Origin of the sequence: Natronococcus sp. (assembly GCF_047921035.1) — an archaeon.
Taxonomy (GTDB): Archaea; Halobacteriota; Halobacteria; order Halobacteriales; family Natrialbaceae; genus Natronococcus.
Genome location: NZ_JBLRWX010000096.1, coordinates 1 through 12,354, shown reverse-complemented (window position 1 = coordinate 12,354; position 12,354 = coordinate 1). Strand labels below are relative to the sequence as shown.

Here is a 12,354-nt window from a genome sequence, read left to right as displayed (position 1 = left end):
TTACTGTAGTCAATTACCGCCGATCGCCGACCCCGTTCTGGCGATCGGCGGTAAATAGTTACAGCAATCCGTATCAGTGGCTACTATCGTATGAATTCGCGCCTCCACTCGAGTCCTACGCCTCCGGATCGGGGAACTCGACGTAGGCGAACAGCGTCACGAGGATCCCGACGGTCAGCAGGAACAGGCCGCCGCCGATGGCGAGAAACTCCGCGGGCTGGGTGTGATCGGCGGCCGTCTGGGGGTGGCGAAGCACGCCGGCGCTCCCGAGGAGCAGGAACGACGCGAGTCCAGTCGCCGTCGCGACGAGGCCGGCGACGAGCTGGCGGTTCATACCCCGGGTTCGGAGCCCGCCCGATTGTAGGTTTCGAGACACGGCGGGGTCAGTCCGCGGCGGGACCGCTCGAGTCGACCCCCTCGAGTTCGTCCTCGTCGGGCTGTTCGGCGGTCGGCAGCGAGTCGCGGAACCGGTCGACGATCGACCGCGCCTCCGCGAGTTCCGCATCGCTCATCGCCCCGAGCAGGGCCAGCGCCCGGCGAGCGCGGGTTCGGCGCCAGGACTCCTGGCGGTGTTCGTAGGTGCGGATCCCGCGCAGGAAGTCGGGCTTCGAGAACTCGGGCCAGTAGGGGGTACAGAAGAACACGGCGGCCTCGTTGCCGTTGGCGTGCCAGGGCAGGAAGTTCGAGGTCCGCTCGTCGCCCCCGGTCCGGATGATCAGATCGACGTCCCGGACCGGCTCGTCGTACAGCCGGCGTTCGATCGCCTCGACGTCGATCTCTCCGGGGTCGACCTCGCCGGACTCGACGTCGCTCGCGACCCCGCGGGCGGCACAGAGCAGCTCCGAGCGACCGCCGTAGGCCAGCGCGATGTTGAGCACGAAGCGGTCGTAGTCGGCGGTTCGCTCCTCGGCGTAGTCGACGGCCTCCTGGACCCGATCGGGGAGCCGGTCGATAGCCCCGATCGCGCGGATCTTGACGCCGTTGTCGTGGACCCGTTCGGCGTCGGCGAACTCCCGAAGTTTCTCACAGAGCAGGTCGTACAGCGCCTCGCGCTCCTCGGCCGGCCGCTCGAAGTTTTCCGTCGAGAACGCGTAAAGGGTCAGTTCCTCGACGCCGACCTCCTGGCACCACTCGAGGACCTGCTCGGTCGTCTCGGCACCCGCACGGTGGCCGTCGGTCGCGTCCGCTCCCTGCCGGCGCGCGTACCGGCGGTTGCCATCCTGAATTACGGCGACGTGGGTCGGCACGCCGGCGATCTCCCTCGAGAGGAGCTGCTCGTAGGCCGCGTCCACGCGCTCACGGAGCCACCGATTCATCGTTCGACGTGAGGGTGGGGAGAAGTATGTGTCTTGTGTGTTACTCGCCGACGCCGACACGTCCTCACACGACACGCGAGGACCGATCGTGACGGCTATCAGGCCGGAGGTTCTCGTGTCGGCCGATGAGCGACACACTCGACGAGGATCTCTACCAGCGGACGAAGGCGTTGCTCGAGCCCGGCGAGGTCGAACTCAACGGCGCGATCGTCCACACCGAGTACGACGGCAGCGAGGACGTGCGGATGATGCAGACGACGATCGACGTCGGCGATATCATCGCCGAACACTCGGGGTACGACCCGACGGACTGCTACGTCTATTCGGGCAACGACGACCCCGACTTCTCCTCGAACCAACACCAGGGGCTGACCCTCGAGGACGAGGAGTTCGTCTGGGAGTGCCAGCAGCTGCTCCGGGAGGGCAGCTTCGACATCGTCATCTACTACGAGGCAAGCGCCGACCACGAAGCGATCCTCGAAGACATCCGGGAGCTGGGCCACGACGTCACCGGCGTCGAGGGCGAGTAGGCGATCGGACGGCGCGCCGTCGCCGCGACCGGCCCGGGTTCGACCGTCGCCGGGAGTGACTCGGCAGCTGTTGGCACTTTCCGTGAGGTGCCCTATCGAACTGGCCGTGCCGGTTCGCTTTTCACGGACGCGGCCCGACGATCGGGTGTACACACCGCGTCGACGGGCCTCGACGCGGACGTTCGAACTCGAGTCTACCATGATTCCGCTACTCCACGATTTCACGGGGACGACGGTGCTGGTCTTCGGCGGCGGGTCGGTCGGGGCCCGGAAGGCCCGCCGGTTCGCCCGCGAGGCGGCGGTGATCGTCGTCAGTCCCGACTTCGCCGACGAACGGTTCGGCGACGCCGAACTGGTCCGGGCCGCACCCGACCCCGCGGCCGTCGCCGGCTGGCTCGAGCGCTGCGAGCCCGCGCTGGTCGTTGCCGCGACCGATGACGAGGCGATCAACGAGGCGGCCGCGCGGGCCGCCCGGGACCGGGGTGTGCTCGTCAACCGCGCCGATCGCTCGGGCGAACGCGACCCCGGCAGCGTGGTCGTTCCCGCGACCGTCCGCGAGGACCCTGTCGTCGTCTCGATCTCGACGAACGGAACCGCCCCCGCCGTGAGCAAGCACCTCCGCCGGGAACTCGAGGACCACCTCGCGGGCGCCGGGGAGATGGCACGGGTCTGTGCCGCGCTGCGGACGGAGCTCAAGTCGCGGGACGTCGATCCGGTCCGTCGGCGCGAACTCGTCGGCGATGTCGTCAAATCACCGGACGTTTGGACAGATTTACGTACGGGAGCCTCCAAGCCATCCCAAGTGATCGAGGACGTGCTGAGCGAGAAACGGGCGACGGAGCGTGATCTGCCGTGAGTGGGATTATCACGGCCGCACGCGTGACACACGACAGCGGCAGTGTCGACGATCTCGCGGCCGCGAGCCCCGACAGCCAGCGGGCTGCCGTCGCGGCCCTCTGTGGTATCCCCGAGATCGAGGAGGCGTACGTCCTCTCGACGTGTAACCGGGTCGAGACCTACGTCGTCTCGAACGACGCGACGCTCGGTCGGGCCGCGCTCGAGGAGTTCTTCGCGACCAGCGACGACGACGCGCTGGTCGTCACCGGCCACGACGAGAGCCTGCGCCACCTGCTCCGGGTCGCCACCGGGCTCGAGTCGGTCGTGCTCGGCGAGGACCAGATCATCGGTCAGGTCCGAACCGCCTACGAGGACGCCCGCGGGGCCGGCGGCATCGGGCCGATGCTCGAGGCCGCCGTCACGAAGGCGATTCACGTCGGCGAGCGCGCCCGAACGGAGACCGCGATCAACGAGGGCGTCGTCTCGCTCGGCTCGGCCGCGACCCGGCTCGTCGCCGACGACGTCGCCCTCGAGGGCGCGACGGGGCTGATCGTCGGCGCCGGCGAGATGGGGCGGCTGGCGGCCCGCAGCCTCGCCGACGCCGAGGTCGCGGAGCTGCTCGTCGCGAACCGAACCGTCGACCGCGCCGCCCACCTCGCCGACGAGCTCGCGGTCGACGCCGACGCCGTCCCGCTCGGGGCGCTGGCCACCGTCGCCGACGACGCCGACGTCGTGATCGCGGCGACGGGCAGCGACGAGCCGGTCGTCGAACCCCACCACCTCGAGGACGGGGCCGAGCAGGTTGTCGTCGATCTGGGCCAGCCCCGCGACGTCGCGCCCGCGGTCGGCGGCCTGCCGTCGGTGACGGTGTACGATCTCGACGACCTCGAGTCGATCACCGCCGAGACCCGCGAACAGCGCGCCGACGCCGCCAGCGAGGTCGAGGCGATGATCGACCGGGAGTTCGAGCTGCTCTGTGACCAGTACAAGCGGGCCCGCGCCGACGAGGTCATCGCCGCGATGTACGAGTCCGCCGACCGGATCAAGGAGCGCGAACTCGAGCGCGCGATCGCCGAACTCGAGAAGGACAACGCCTCCCAGCGCGAGGTGCTCGAGGCGATGGCCGACTCGATGGTCAGCCAGCTGCTGGCCCCGCCGACCAAGAGTCTGCGGGAGGCCGCCGCGGAGGACGACTGGAGCACGATCAACACCGCCCTGCAGCTGTTCGATCCCGACTTCGGCGGCGAGCCGCCGCGGTCGCCCTCGATCGCCACGACGGACGATCTCGACCCCGCCGACGTTCAGGTCGGCGTCACCGATGACGACTGAGCCCGAGTAAGACGGCACAACCGTTATTTTCGTCCCTTCCGTTCGTCCGTTATGGCAGACCTGCTTTCGGATGACGAGATCGACGCACAGCTGCCCGACGGCTGGGACCGCGAGGGCGACGAGATCGTCCGCACCTACGAGTTCGACGACTACCTCGAGGGCGTGAGCTTCGCCGGGGACGTCGGCGAGGTCGCCGAGGAGCAGTTCCACCACCCCGAGATCCGCATCCGCTACGAGGAAGTCGAGGTGCGGCTGACCTCCCACGAGGAGGGCGGGATCACCGACGCCGACATCGAGATGGCCGAGCTGAGCGACGAGGAGTACGGGGGCTGATGGAGGCCGCGTACGTCTTCCGGGTTCGGCTCCGACTCGAGCCCGCCACCGGGGGCGTTCGGATCGGCGGCGACTCCGGTGAGACGTCGGTGACGGTCTCCCGGGACGCCCCCGAACCCGGCACCGAGGGGTGGCTGTTCTTCCGGAACACCCTCTGGCGGGGCGAGGTCGGCGACGCGGAACACGCCAGGCGGCTGGCGGCCGACTGGCTCGGCGAGCCACTCAACGCGATCGAGGCCGTCTCCTTCCGGGAGCTGCGGACCGACGAGGCCTACCTCGAGGCGCTGAAGGCCGAAATCGCGGCCGACCTCGAGGCGTTCAACGCCGACGACGTCTCCGAGGTGCTCTCGAAGTACCTGGGCTCGAGTATCCACGTCGTCGACGAACCATGAATCGAGCGACACGCATTTACTCACGAATCGCGTAGGTAGTCGTCCGAATGGTCTCCGAATACGACTACTGGCTGCTCGACCTCGACGGCACGCTCATCGACGTCGAGTGGTCCTACACCCGGGAGGTGTTCGACCGGGTCGGCGACCGCCTCGGCCGCGAGTTCACCGACCAGGAAGCCGACATCATCTGGAGCGGGCTCACCGGCTCCCGCGACCGCCAGCTCGAGGCGTGGGGGATCGACCCCCACGGGTTCTGGGAGGCGTTCCACGCCGAGGAGGACCCGATGGTGCGGGCCGAACAGACCTATCTGCACGACGACGCCGCCTTCGTCGCCGACCTCGACGTCCCCGTCGGACTCGTCACCCACTGCCAGGAGTTCCTCTGTGAGCCCGTGCTGGACAACGTCGGGATCCGCGACTGGTTCGACGCTCGCCTCTGCTGTACCGAGGAGACGGGCTGGAAACCCGACCCCGCACCCGTCGAGTCCGTCCTACGAGAACTCGGCGTCGCGCACAACGGCCACGAGGGCGTGCTGGCCGGCGACGGCGCCAACGACGTCGGCGCGGCCTGGAACGCCGGACTCGACGCCATCCACGTCGAACGGGTCGGCCACGAGCGCCGCGGTCAGTGCGTTCTGGGCGACTACCGCGTCGAGTCGTTCGACGAGCTACCCGGCGTGCGCTAAGGTTTGGACTCGCCGACCGGCTGGATCTCCTCGTTGACGAGCGTCTCGTAGGCGCGTCGCAGCCGTTCGGACAGCGCCTGGTGGGAGATCCCCAGCTCGTCGGCCAGTTCCTCCATCGAGATCTCCCGCGGGATCTCGAAGTAGCCCCGCTCGAGGGCGGCCTCGAGCGCCTCCTCCTGTTCGACGGTGAGGCTCGTCCGCGAGGGTGATCCCGGCGAGACGTCGGTCACCCGCCGGAGGTCGACGCCGATTCCGCGGTCGACGAGCCGATCGTGAGCCCGACAGAGCTGCTCCCGATGCGGATACCGGACGCGGGCCTGCCACCAGCCGTCGGTGCCCCAGCCCTCGAGCAGCGAGCCGCCGTCGGCGAGCAGCCGATCGCAGATCGTCCGTTCCTCGACGAACTTCACGTCGTACAGCAGTCGGTCGTCCGCCTCGACGAGCAGGTCGTACGTCTCGACGGACGGGTCGTCCGCGAAGGTGGCATCGACGGCCGTCCGGTCGGCGCCGGAGATCCAGAGGCATGGTTGAGAGCGCGAGACGGCTGCCTCGAGTTCGACCTGCAGTTCGGGAAGCCGATCGAACGTGGCCTCGAGCGTCGTATCCGCGGCCGGGATCCTGAACTCGGCGATGGTCGACATCGGGCTCCGTACACCGCGGGACGTTAAAAATCGCTGTTCAGCGGGCGCTGACTCTCCTCGTCGCTAACTCTCGTTTGCCACGTCGGCGAGTGCGTCCTCGAGTTCGCCGACGCCGGGTTTCTCGAGGCGGTCGGGGTTCGCGAGCACCCGAACCGGCTGGGTGCCCAGCGAGACGAATCCCAGCTCGAGGCGGTCGGCGGTCTCTCGGAGGCCGAGGCCGGCGTCGGCCTCGTCCGCGATCACCTTCCGCGCGGGGCTCTCGTGGGCGCGCAGCCCGAGGTCGAACCCGGTGATCGAGTCGACGATATCGCGGCGCTCGACGTCGCGTTCCTCGGCGAGGTCGGCGACCGCGGCGCCCAGGCTCGAGCGCAGCCCGGAGTCGGTCGTCCGGTTGACGAAGCGGTGGTCCTCGTCGACCAGGTCGGCCAGCCCCTCGATCCGGTCGGGGTTGCCGGGTTTGACGAGCAGCCCCCACTCGCGGTCCCAGCCGCCGAGTTCGACCGCCTCGACGTCCCGATCCGTCGGTCCTGCGACGACGGCGACGTCCGGAACCCCCTCCCGGAGCCGTCGCAGGCCGGGGCGGGAGCCCACCGAGAGGTATCGCGGATTGTCGAGCCCGTCGAGCAGCTGCGACAGCGTCGGATCGTCTTCGCCGACGCCCAGCAGCGTCGGCGGGCGGACGTCCGGCGAGAACAGCGAGACCGTGACGGGTTCGCCCGCCTCGAGGTAGTCCGTTCCGGGGTCGACCTCGACGACGCCGTCGGCCTCGGCCAGGCTGGTCGTCGCGCCGCTGCCCTTGTCGACGGGGTAGACCAGCGTTTCGCCGTCGCCGTTTCGGACGACGCCCACCGGCATCAGCCGCAGCCGCCCCTCGTCGTAGCGCTCCTGTCTGGCCATCCGGCCCTCGAGGGTCGCCGTCTCGGTCTCGGGAAGGCCGGCCGCCTCGCGGATCGCGGGCGCGACGAACGTTCGGAAGACCATCATCGCGGAGACGGGGTAGCCGGGGAGGCCGACGTACGCCGAGTCATTTAGCCGCCCCACGAGCATCGGCTTGCCGGGCTTGACGCTCACCCCGTGGAGCAACAGTTCGCCTTGCTCCTCGATCACGCGGTAGATCACGTCGACCGCGCTCGCACTGGTCGAACCCGAGGAGAGCACGAGGTCGCAGTCGTCGGCGGCCTCCCGAAGGATCCGCTCCATCTCGGCCTGATCGTCGCCGGCGTGGGGGTACAGCACCGCCTCGCCGCCGGCGTCCTCGACGCCCGCGGCGATCGTGTAGCTGTTGACGTCGTAGATCTCGCCGCGGTCGCTGTCGACGGCCTCGCCCGGACGGACGAGTTCGTCGCCCGTCGAGACGATTCCCACTGTCAGCTTCGATCGCACCGGAACGTCGTCGACCCCCAGCGCCGACAGCAGGCCGATGTCCCGCGGCGTGATCCGGGTTCCGGGGCCGAGCGCGCGCTCGCCCGCGGCGACGTCGGCGCCCGCGAACATGACGTTGTCTCCGGGGGCGACCGACGTGCGTACCTGTACCGTCTCACCGGCGGGGGTAGTTCTCTCCACGGGAACCATCGCGTCCGCGCCCGTGGGCATCACCGCGCCCGTCGAGATTTCGACGGCCTCGCCCTCGCCGACGGCGACGTCGGGCTCCTCGCCGGCGTGAACCTCGCCGACGATCTCGAGGTCGGCGGGGTCGGCCTCGTCGGCACCGAAGGTGTCCCGTGCGCGAAGCGCGTAGCCGTCGAGGCTCGCCCGGTCGAAGCCGGGGACGTCGAGTTCGGCGTCCAGTCGTGCCACGAGCACCCGTCCGCGAGCGTCGGCCAGCGAGACGTGGTCGATACCACCCTCGAGCGAGAGCGATCGGATCGCCTCGCGGGCCTCCTCGGGGGAGGCGAGATCGCGAAATTCCTTGCGGTCCATACTCGCAGTTAACGGGCCGGGGCTAAAAACGTCGGCCGATCGCCGCGGGGGAACGGTTACAAGTCCGAAGGGAGTTTGACGTCGTATGTCACGGCTCGAGCTCGCCGACCGCGAGCGCGATCGGATCGCTGCGCTGTTCGACCGCCACCTCGAGGTCGGCCTCCACCACGGCGCCCAGCTGGCCGTCTACGCCGACGGCGAACCGGTCCTCGACCTCGCGGGCGGGACGACCGGTCCCGACGGCCGGGAGACGACTCCCGAGACGCGCCACCTCCTGTTCTCCTGTACGAAGCCCTACGCCGCGGCGACGCTGCACGCGCTCGTCGACGACGGCGCGCTCGCCTACGACGACCGGGTCGTCGACCACTGGCCCGAGTTCGCCGACGACGGGAGCGAGAAAGCCGAGATCACGGTCCGACAGGTGCTCAGCCACACCGCAGGGCTCTCCGAGAGCGGGCTCGACGACCGCCCCGACCTGTGGCCCGACTGGGGACGCGTCGTCGAGGGCCTCGAGGACGCCGACCTCGTCTCGACGCCCGGCGAGGAGCCGGCCTACCACGCACTCACGTTCGGCTGGCTCGTCGGCGAACTCGTCCGCCGCGTCTCGGGCTCGCGGATCGAGACGGTCGCCGCCGAGCGCGTGTTCGACCCCCTCGGGATGGAACGGACGGGAATCGGCCTGCGCGACCACGAACCCGACGACGTCGCCACGCTCGTCGCCTTCGACGCCTTCGATCGCTGCCGAGATCCGGGGGAGGGGCTGGGCGACAACGCGTCGGTCGCCGCGCCGTTCAACACCGAGGCGATCCACCGGGCCGTGATCCCGGCTGCGAACGGGATCGGCACCGCCCGCGACATGGCCCGCTTCTACGCCTGCCTCGCCAACGGCGGCGAACTCGAGGGAACCCGCATCCTCTCGGCGGCGACCGTCGACGCGATGACCGGCCTCGAGGTCGAAACCGACGACGACGGCACCCTCTCGAGACCCCGGCGGTACGGACTGGGGGTCTACAAGGGCGGCACCGCCGCGAGTCCGTTCGGCTCGCTGGCCCCCGAGCGTGTATTCGGCCACGCCGGCCTGGGCAGCAGCGTCGGCTGGGCCGACCCCGAAACCGGGGTCGCGTTCTCGTACGTCACCAACGGCGTCCGGGACGGCTCCTACGAGCATATGGCCCGGGTGAACGCCCTCGCGGACGCGGTTCGGCTCGCGCTCTCCGAAGCGACGTAGAACCTGTCTTGTCCCTCGAGCGCGAACGACTGGTATGGTACGATTCCGACGCCTGGCCGTCGTCGCGGCGCTGGCCTGGACCGTGACGGCACTGGCCCAGTTCGTCGCCTGGACGGCGACCGAGGAGAACGAACGGATCGAGTGGACCGAACGCCGAAACCTGTTCCTGCTGTGCTCGAGCCTCTCGACGAACGCGCTCGCCGCGACGACTATCTACCGATATATGAGGCGGTTCCGGCGGGCTCGCGCCGAGTGACGAGTCCGGGGGACGGAGCTACTTTGTACGACGTCGTCGAAAGCGAGGGTATGGCGAGCGATATCCGGGAGTTCGTGGCCGAGGACCTCTGGCTGCTGCTCGGTATCGTCACGTTCGCCCTGATCAGCATCGTCGGCGTCATCGGCCTCGAGGTCGTCGCCGGGCTGATCGCGATCGTCGGCTGGTTCCTGCTGGTGCCGGTGTTCCTGTTCTGGGGCGAGGAGATCGCCGCCCTCCTCTTCGAGGAGCCGACCGCAGAGTCGTCGACGCCGGCCGGCTCGGACCGCGACGCGGTCGAAGAACTCAAGCGCCGCTACGCCGCCGGCGAGATCGACGACGACGAGTTCGAACGCCGACTCGAGCGACTGGTCGGCGTCGAAGACGTCTTCGAGAGCGTCTTCTCCGATGGCTCCTCGACGGGCCGATCGAATTCCGAGGCCGTCCTCGAGCGGGAGGCGGAGCGGAACGGGTAATCGCCGTCTTGCGGAGCGACGTTTCCGAGGACGCGGACGCGGGCGCGGTTCGTCACCCGATCCGACGCGTCGTTTCAGGATCGGTCCGCGAACTCGACGAGAAACGTTTCGTCGCCGCGATAGGTGATGTCGGCGATCTTGATCGCGTCGACAGCCACGCCGTACTCGGTTAGCTCGTAGCGCAGGTCCTCGAAGTAGTCGTAGTCGCAGCACATTCGACAGAACGGCCCCTCGAACTGCACCGTGAACGAGTCGTCCGTCGAGCCGACGACCGTTGCTGTAGCCATCGGACTCCTGTACTCGTTGTACGTCGTGACCGCGTTCTCGAAGGTTGCGGGTGAGACCATTGGTGTGTTTCGCAGATCGGGAGCGAGAGCGACGGTCAGGGATGTGACTCCCAGTCCTGAACCGCGACCGTCTCCCCGGCGGGGATCCCCTCGAGCCCGTCATCGACGACGACCCAGCCGTCGGCCAGCGCGACGCTCGAGAGTACGCCCGACCCGCTGGCTCGCGTCGGCGTCGCCGCGAACGCGGGGCCGTCCTCGCCCTCGCGCTCCTCGAGCTGGACCCGGGCGAACGTTCGGGTGCCGGGCTCGCTGGGAATCTTCCGCTCGAGGACGGCCTGGGTTGTCGGGTGAGGGTCGGGCGTCGTCCCCTCGAGCCAGCGCAGCGTCGGCCGGAGGAACTGGACGGCGTTGACGATGCAGGCGACGGGGTACCCCGGGAGCGCGAGGACGGGCGTGTCCTCGACGATTCCGAGACAGACGGGGTGACCGGGTTTGAGGCCGACGCCGTGGACGAGCACCTCGCCGAGGTCGTCGATCACCTCGGGCAGCAGATCCCGCTCCCCCACGGAGGAGCCGCCGGTCGTGACGACGACGTCCTTCGTCAGGTCGCGCTGGATCGCCACTCGCAGCGACTCGGCGTCGTCGGTGACGACGTCTCGATAGGTCGCGTCGGCACCCCAGCGTTCGACCATCCGCGAGACGGTGAGCCCGTTGGTCTCGATGACCTCGCCGGGGCCGGGATCGGACTCGACCAGCTCCTCGCCGGTCGGGATCACCCCGACGGTCGGCCGCTGGGCGACCTCGAGGCGGCCGTAGCCGACCGACCGCAGCAGGCCGAGGTCGGAGGGGCGCAGCCGGTGGCCGGCCTCGTACAGCCGCTGATCGGCCTCGACGTCCTCGCCGATCGGGGCGACGTTCTCGCCCTCCGCGACGGCGTCGCCGACCTCGAGTTCGCCGACGTCCGCGAGCTCCTCGACGTGTTCGATCATCACGACGGCGTCGGCGCCGTCGGGCAGCGCGCTGCCGGTGTGGACCCGGACGGCGCTCCCGGGGTCGACGGGGCCGTCGCGGTCGCCGATCCGGAGCACCTCGGGCGAGCGCTCGCTCGCGCCGAAGGTGTCACCCGCCCGGACGGCGTAGCCGTCCATCGCCGCCCGCCGGTAGTGGGGGACGTTCCGGGCGGCGTCGATCGGCGCGGCGAGCACCCGTCCGTCGGCCCGCTCGAGCGGGACCGTCTCCGTTCCGGTCGGGGGATCGTCCCGTCTCTCGAGCGTGGCATCCCTGCAGATCCGGCGCGCCTCGTCGACGGGCGTTCGCTGCTTGAACCCCGCCTCCTTGCGCTCGCTGTCGGCTCCTTCCATACGCTGACTCCGGTCGTCGGGACCCAAAAGGGTACGGGACGGCACCGGGAACTTACGGTCCGGAATCGACCGCTACCGCGGGCTTTTTCGTACCCGCGTTCGAACCCACGGCCATGTCAACGCTGCGCGACGCGTTGCGGGACCTCTCGGACGACGTTTTCTTCGATCTGCTCGAGAGCGACGACGCGTACCTCCTCGTACTGGACGTTCCCGGCGCCACGCCGGAGTCGGTCTCGGTCACGGTCGCCGACGAAACGATCGCCATCGAGGCGCGCCGCGAGAAGCTCGACGACAACCAGTACCGGTACCTCGAGGAGAACCGGCCGCTCCTACTGGATCTCGAGCTTCCCCTTCCCGCCGACGCCGCGACCGAGACGGCGACGGCCGTCGAGCGCGGCGTCCTCGAGCTGACCGTTCCCAAGCGCCCCGAGGGCGGCGAGGCGCCGCTCGACCTCGCCGACGGCGAGAATACGGGGTGACCGAGACTGGCAACACTCCGCGCGTACCGCCGGTTCGTCGCCGTCGCCTGGCAGTTCCTGCCGCTGTTGCTCGCGTACGCCCGCGACCGCCGCCGGTTCCTGCTGTTCGGCTCGCGACGACGGGTCGATCCGGAGACGCGAGGACACCGCGCGCAGGTGCTGCTCGAGCGCATGCGCGGGACCCGCGACGAAAACGGTTGAACGGAATACACCCTTGATCTGATGGCGCGCCCGAAGGGATTCGAACCCCTGACCTCTGCCTCGAGAGAGCGCTTCGATATCCCCT

The 12,354-nt window shown here is 69.5% G+C and carries 16 protein-coding genes and 1 pseudogene; 11 read left to right on the top strand and 6 right to left on the bottom strand.

The features are described 5' to 3' along the window. Positions 1-115: 115 nt before the first annotated feature. Together ACNA7R_RS16345 and uppS are read right to left on the bottom strand one after the other, a co-directional pair. Positions 116-334: a hypothetical protein gene (locus ACNA7R_RS16345; protein WP_416284603.1), complete on the bottom strand. Its 219-nt coding sequence runs from the start codon at positions 332-334 to the stop codon at positions 116-118. Positions 335-383: 49 nt separating this feature from the next. Further along, complete coding sequence (gene uppS, locus ACNA7R_RS16340) at positions 384-1,316, bottom strand: polyprenyl diphosphate synthase (RefSeq protein ID WP_416284602.1); 933 nt, start codon at positions 1,314-1,316, stop codon at positions 384-386. A gap of 125 nt (positions 1,317-1,441) precedes the next feature. Here uppS and ACNA7R_RS16335 point away from each other — a divergent pair, with 125 nt between their 5' ends. The 6 genes from ACNA7R_RS16335 (at position 1,442) to ACNA7R_RS16310 (ending at position 5,423) form a co-directional block, all read left to right on the top strand. Further along, a complete protein-coding gene (locus ACNA7R_RS16335) occupies positions 1,442-1,846 on the top strand; it encodes a DUF5778 family protein (RefSeq protein ID WP_416284601.1) in 405 nt (134 codons plus the stop codon). A 199-nt stretch (positions 1,847-2,045) separates the two neighbouring features. After that, positions 2,046-2,702, top strand: coding sequence for a precorrin-2 dehydrogenase/sirohydrochlorin ferrochelatase family protein (locus ACNA7R_RS16330; protein WP_416284600.1), 657 nt, complete (start codon positions 2,046-2,048; stop codon positions 2,700-2,702). Further along, on the top strand, positions 2,699-4,012 hold the full coding sequence (gene hemA, locus ACNA7R_RS16325) for a glutamyl-tRNA reductase (protein ID WP_416284599.1): 1,314 nt from the start codon (positions 2,699-2,701) through the stop codon (positions 4,010-4,012). The genes ACNA7R_RS16330 and hemA overlap by 4 nt, the downstream gene beginning before the upstream one ends. Positions 4,013-4,063: 51 nt before the next feature. Beyond that, positions 4,064-4,345: a 4a-hydroxytetrahydrobiopterin dehydratase gene (locus ACNA7R_RS16320; RefSeq protein ID WP_416284598.1), complete on the top strand. Its 282-nt coding sequence runs from the start codon at positions 4,064-4,066 to the stop codon at positions 4,343-4,345. Beyond that, positions 4,345-4,737, top strand: coding sequence for an LWR-salt protein (gene lwrS / locus ACNA7R_RS16315; protein ID WP_416284597.1), 393 nt, complete (start codon positions 4,345-4,347; stop codon positions 4,735-4,737). The genes ACNA7R_RS16320 and lwrS overlap by 1 nt, the downstream gene beginning before the upstream one ends. A gap of 47 nt (positions 4,738-4,784) precedes the next feature. Beyond that, entirely contained in the window at positions 4,785-5,423 is a 639-nt protein-coding gene (locus tag ACNA7R_RS16310) for an HAD family hydrolase (protein WP_416284596.1), read from the top strand. On the opposite strand, the gene ACNA7R_RS16305 is transcribed toward ACNA7R_RS16310, so the two are convergent. Together ACNA7R_RS16305 and ACNA7R_RS16300 are read right to left on the bottom strand one after the other, a co-directional pair. After that, positions 5,420-6,064, bottom strand: coding sequence for a helix-turn-helix domain-containing protein (locus tag ACNA7R_RS16305; RefSeq protein ID WP_416284595.1), 645 nt, complete (start codon positions 6,062-6,064; stop codon positions 5,420-5,422). The two genes, ACNA7R_RS16310 and ACNA7R_RS16305, sit on opposite strands and share 4 nt — an antisense overlap. A gap of 63 nt (positions 6,065-6,127) precedes the next feature. Next, a complete protein-coding gene (locus ACNA7R_RS16300) occupies positions 6,128-7,984 on the bottom strand; it encodes a molybdopterin biosynthesis protein (protein WP_416284594.1) in 1,857 nt (618 codons plus the stop codon). Between the two features lie 85 nt (positions 7,985-8,069). On the opposite strand from ACNA7R_RS16300, the gene ACNA7R_RS16295 reads away from it, so the two are divergent. From ACNA7R_RS16295 to ACNA7R_RS16285, 3 genes are read left to right on the top strand one after another with little or no spacing between them, the layout of a single operon-like run. Continuing rightward, positions 8,070-9,212 (top strand): serine hydrolase domain-containing protein, encoded by a 1,143-nt coding sequence (locus ACNA7R_RS16295; protein ID WP_416284593.1) that lies wholly within the window; start codon positions 8,070-8,072, stop codon positions 9,210-9,212. A gap of 34 nt (positions 9,213-9,246) precedes the next feature. Further along, positions 9,247-9,468 (top strand): hypothetical protein, encoded by a 222-nt coding sequence (locus ACNA7R_RS16290; protein ID WP_416284592.1) that lies wholly within the window; start codon positions 9,247-9,249, stop codon positions 9,466-9,468. Between the two features lie 50 nt (positions 9,469-9,518). After that, entirely contained in the window at positions 9,519-9,941 is a 423-nt protein-coding gene (locus ACNA7R_RS16285; protein WP_416284591.1) for an SHOCT domain-containing protein, read from the top strand. A 74-nt stretch (positions 9,942-10,015) separates the two neighbouring features. On the opposite strand, the gene ACNA7R_RS16280 is transcribed toward ACNA7R_RS16285, so the two are convergent. Together ACNA7R_RS16280 and glp are read right to left on the bottom strand one after the other, a co-directional pair. Continuing rightward, positions 10,016-10,228, bottom strand: coding sequence for a hypothetical protein (locus tag ACNA7R_RS16280; RefSeq protein WP_416284590.1), 213 nt, complete (start codon positions 10,226-10,228; stop codon positions 10,016-10,018). 95 nt (positions 10,229-10,323) lie between these two features. Then, on the bottom strand, positions 10,324-11,589 hold the full coding sequence (gene glp / locus ACNA7R_RS16275; protein ID WP_416284589.1) for a gephyrin-like molybdotransferase Glp: 1,266 nt from the start codon (positions 11,587-11,589) through the stop codon (positions 10,324-10,326). A gap of 113 nt (positions 11,590-11,702) precedes the next feature. Between glp and ACNA7R_RS16270 the strand changes: the two genes are divergently transcribed. Both ACNA7R_RS16270 and ACNA7R_RS16265 read left to right on the top strand, forming a co-directional pair. Beyond that, positions 11,703-12,068, top strand: coding sequence for an Hsp20/alpha crystallin family protein (locus tag ACNA7R_RS16270; RefSeq protein WP_416284588.1), 366 nt, complete (start codon positions 11,703-11,705; stop codon positions 12,066-12,068). A 6-nt stretch (positions 12,069-12,074) separates the two neighbouring features. Continuing rightward, positions 12,075-12,242: pseudogene (locus tag ACNA7R_RS16265) on the top strand (AarF/ABC1/UbiB kinase family protein); the annotation flags it as partial. Positions 12,243-12,354 lie beyond the last annotated feature (112 nt).

Coding starts and splice junctions, on each gene's coding strand:
- ACNA7R_RS16345 (WP_416284603.1), bottom strand. CDS start 334: ATGAACCGCCAGCTCGTCGCCGGCCTCGTCGCGACGGCGACTGGACTC.
- uppS (WP_416284602.1), bottom strand. CDS start 1,316: ATGAATCGGTGGCTCCGTGAGCGCGTGGACGCGGCCTACGAGCAGCTC.
- ACNA7R_RS16335 (WP_416284601.1), top strand. CDS start 1,442: ATGAGCGACACACTCGACGAGGATCTCTACCAGCGGACGAAGGCGTTG.
- ACNA7R_RS16330 (WP_416284600.1), top strand. CDS start 2,046: ATGATTCCGCTACTCCACGATTTCACGGGGACGACGGTGCTGGTCTTC.
- ACNA7R_RS16320 (WP_416284598.1), top strand. CDS start 4,064: ATGGCAGACCTGCTTTCGGATGACGAGATCGACGCACAGCTGCCCGAC.
- lwrS (WP_416284597.1), top strand. CDS start 4,345: ATGGAGGCCGCGTACGTCTTCCGGGTTCGGCTCCGACTCGAGCCCGCC.
- ACNA7R_RS16310 (WP_416284596.1), top strand. CDS start 4,785: ATGGTCTCCGAATACGACTACTGGCTGCTCGACCTCGACGGCACGCTC.
- ACNA7R_RS16305 (WP_416284595.1), bottom strand. CDS start 6,064: ATGTCGACCATCGCCGAGTTCAGGATCCCGGCCGCGGATACGACGCTC.
- ACNA7R_RS16300 (WP_416284594.1), bottom strand. CDS start 7,984: ATGGACCGCAAGGAATTTCGCGATCTCGCCTCCCCCGAGGAGGCCCGC.
- ACNA7R_RS16295 (WP_416284593.1), top strand. CDS start 8,070: ATGTCACGGCTCGAGCTCGCCGACCGCGAGCGCGATCGGATCGCTGCG.
- ACNA7R_RS16290 (WP_416284592.1), top strand. CDS start 9,247: ATGGTACGATTCCGACGCCTGGCCGTCGTCGCGGCGCTGGCCTGGACC.
- ACNA7R_RS16285 (WP_416284591.1), top strand. CDS start 9,519: ATGGCGAGCGATATCCGGGAGTTCGTGGCCGAGGACCTCTGGCTGCTG.
- ACNA7R_RS16280 (WP_416284590.1), bottom strand. CDS start 10,228: ATGGCTACAGCAACGGTCGTCGGCTCGACGGACGACTCGTTCACGGTG.
- glp (WP_416284589.1), bottom strand. CDS start 11,589: ATGGAAGGAGCCGACAGCGAGCGCAAGGAGGCGGGGTTCAAGCAGCGA.
- ACNA7R_RS16270 (WP_416284588.1), top strand. CDS start 11,703: ATGTCAACGCTGCGCGACGCGTTGCGGGACCTCTCGGACGACGTTTTC.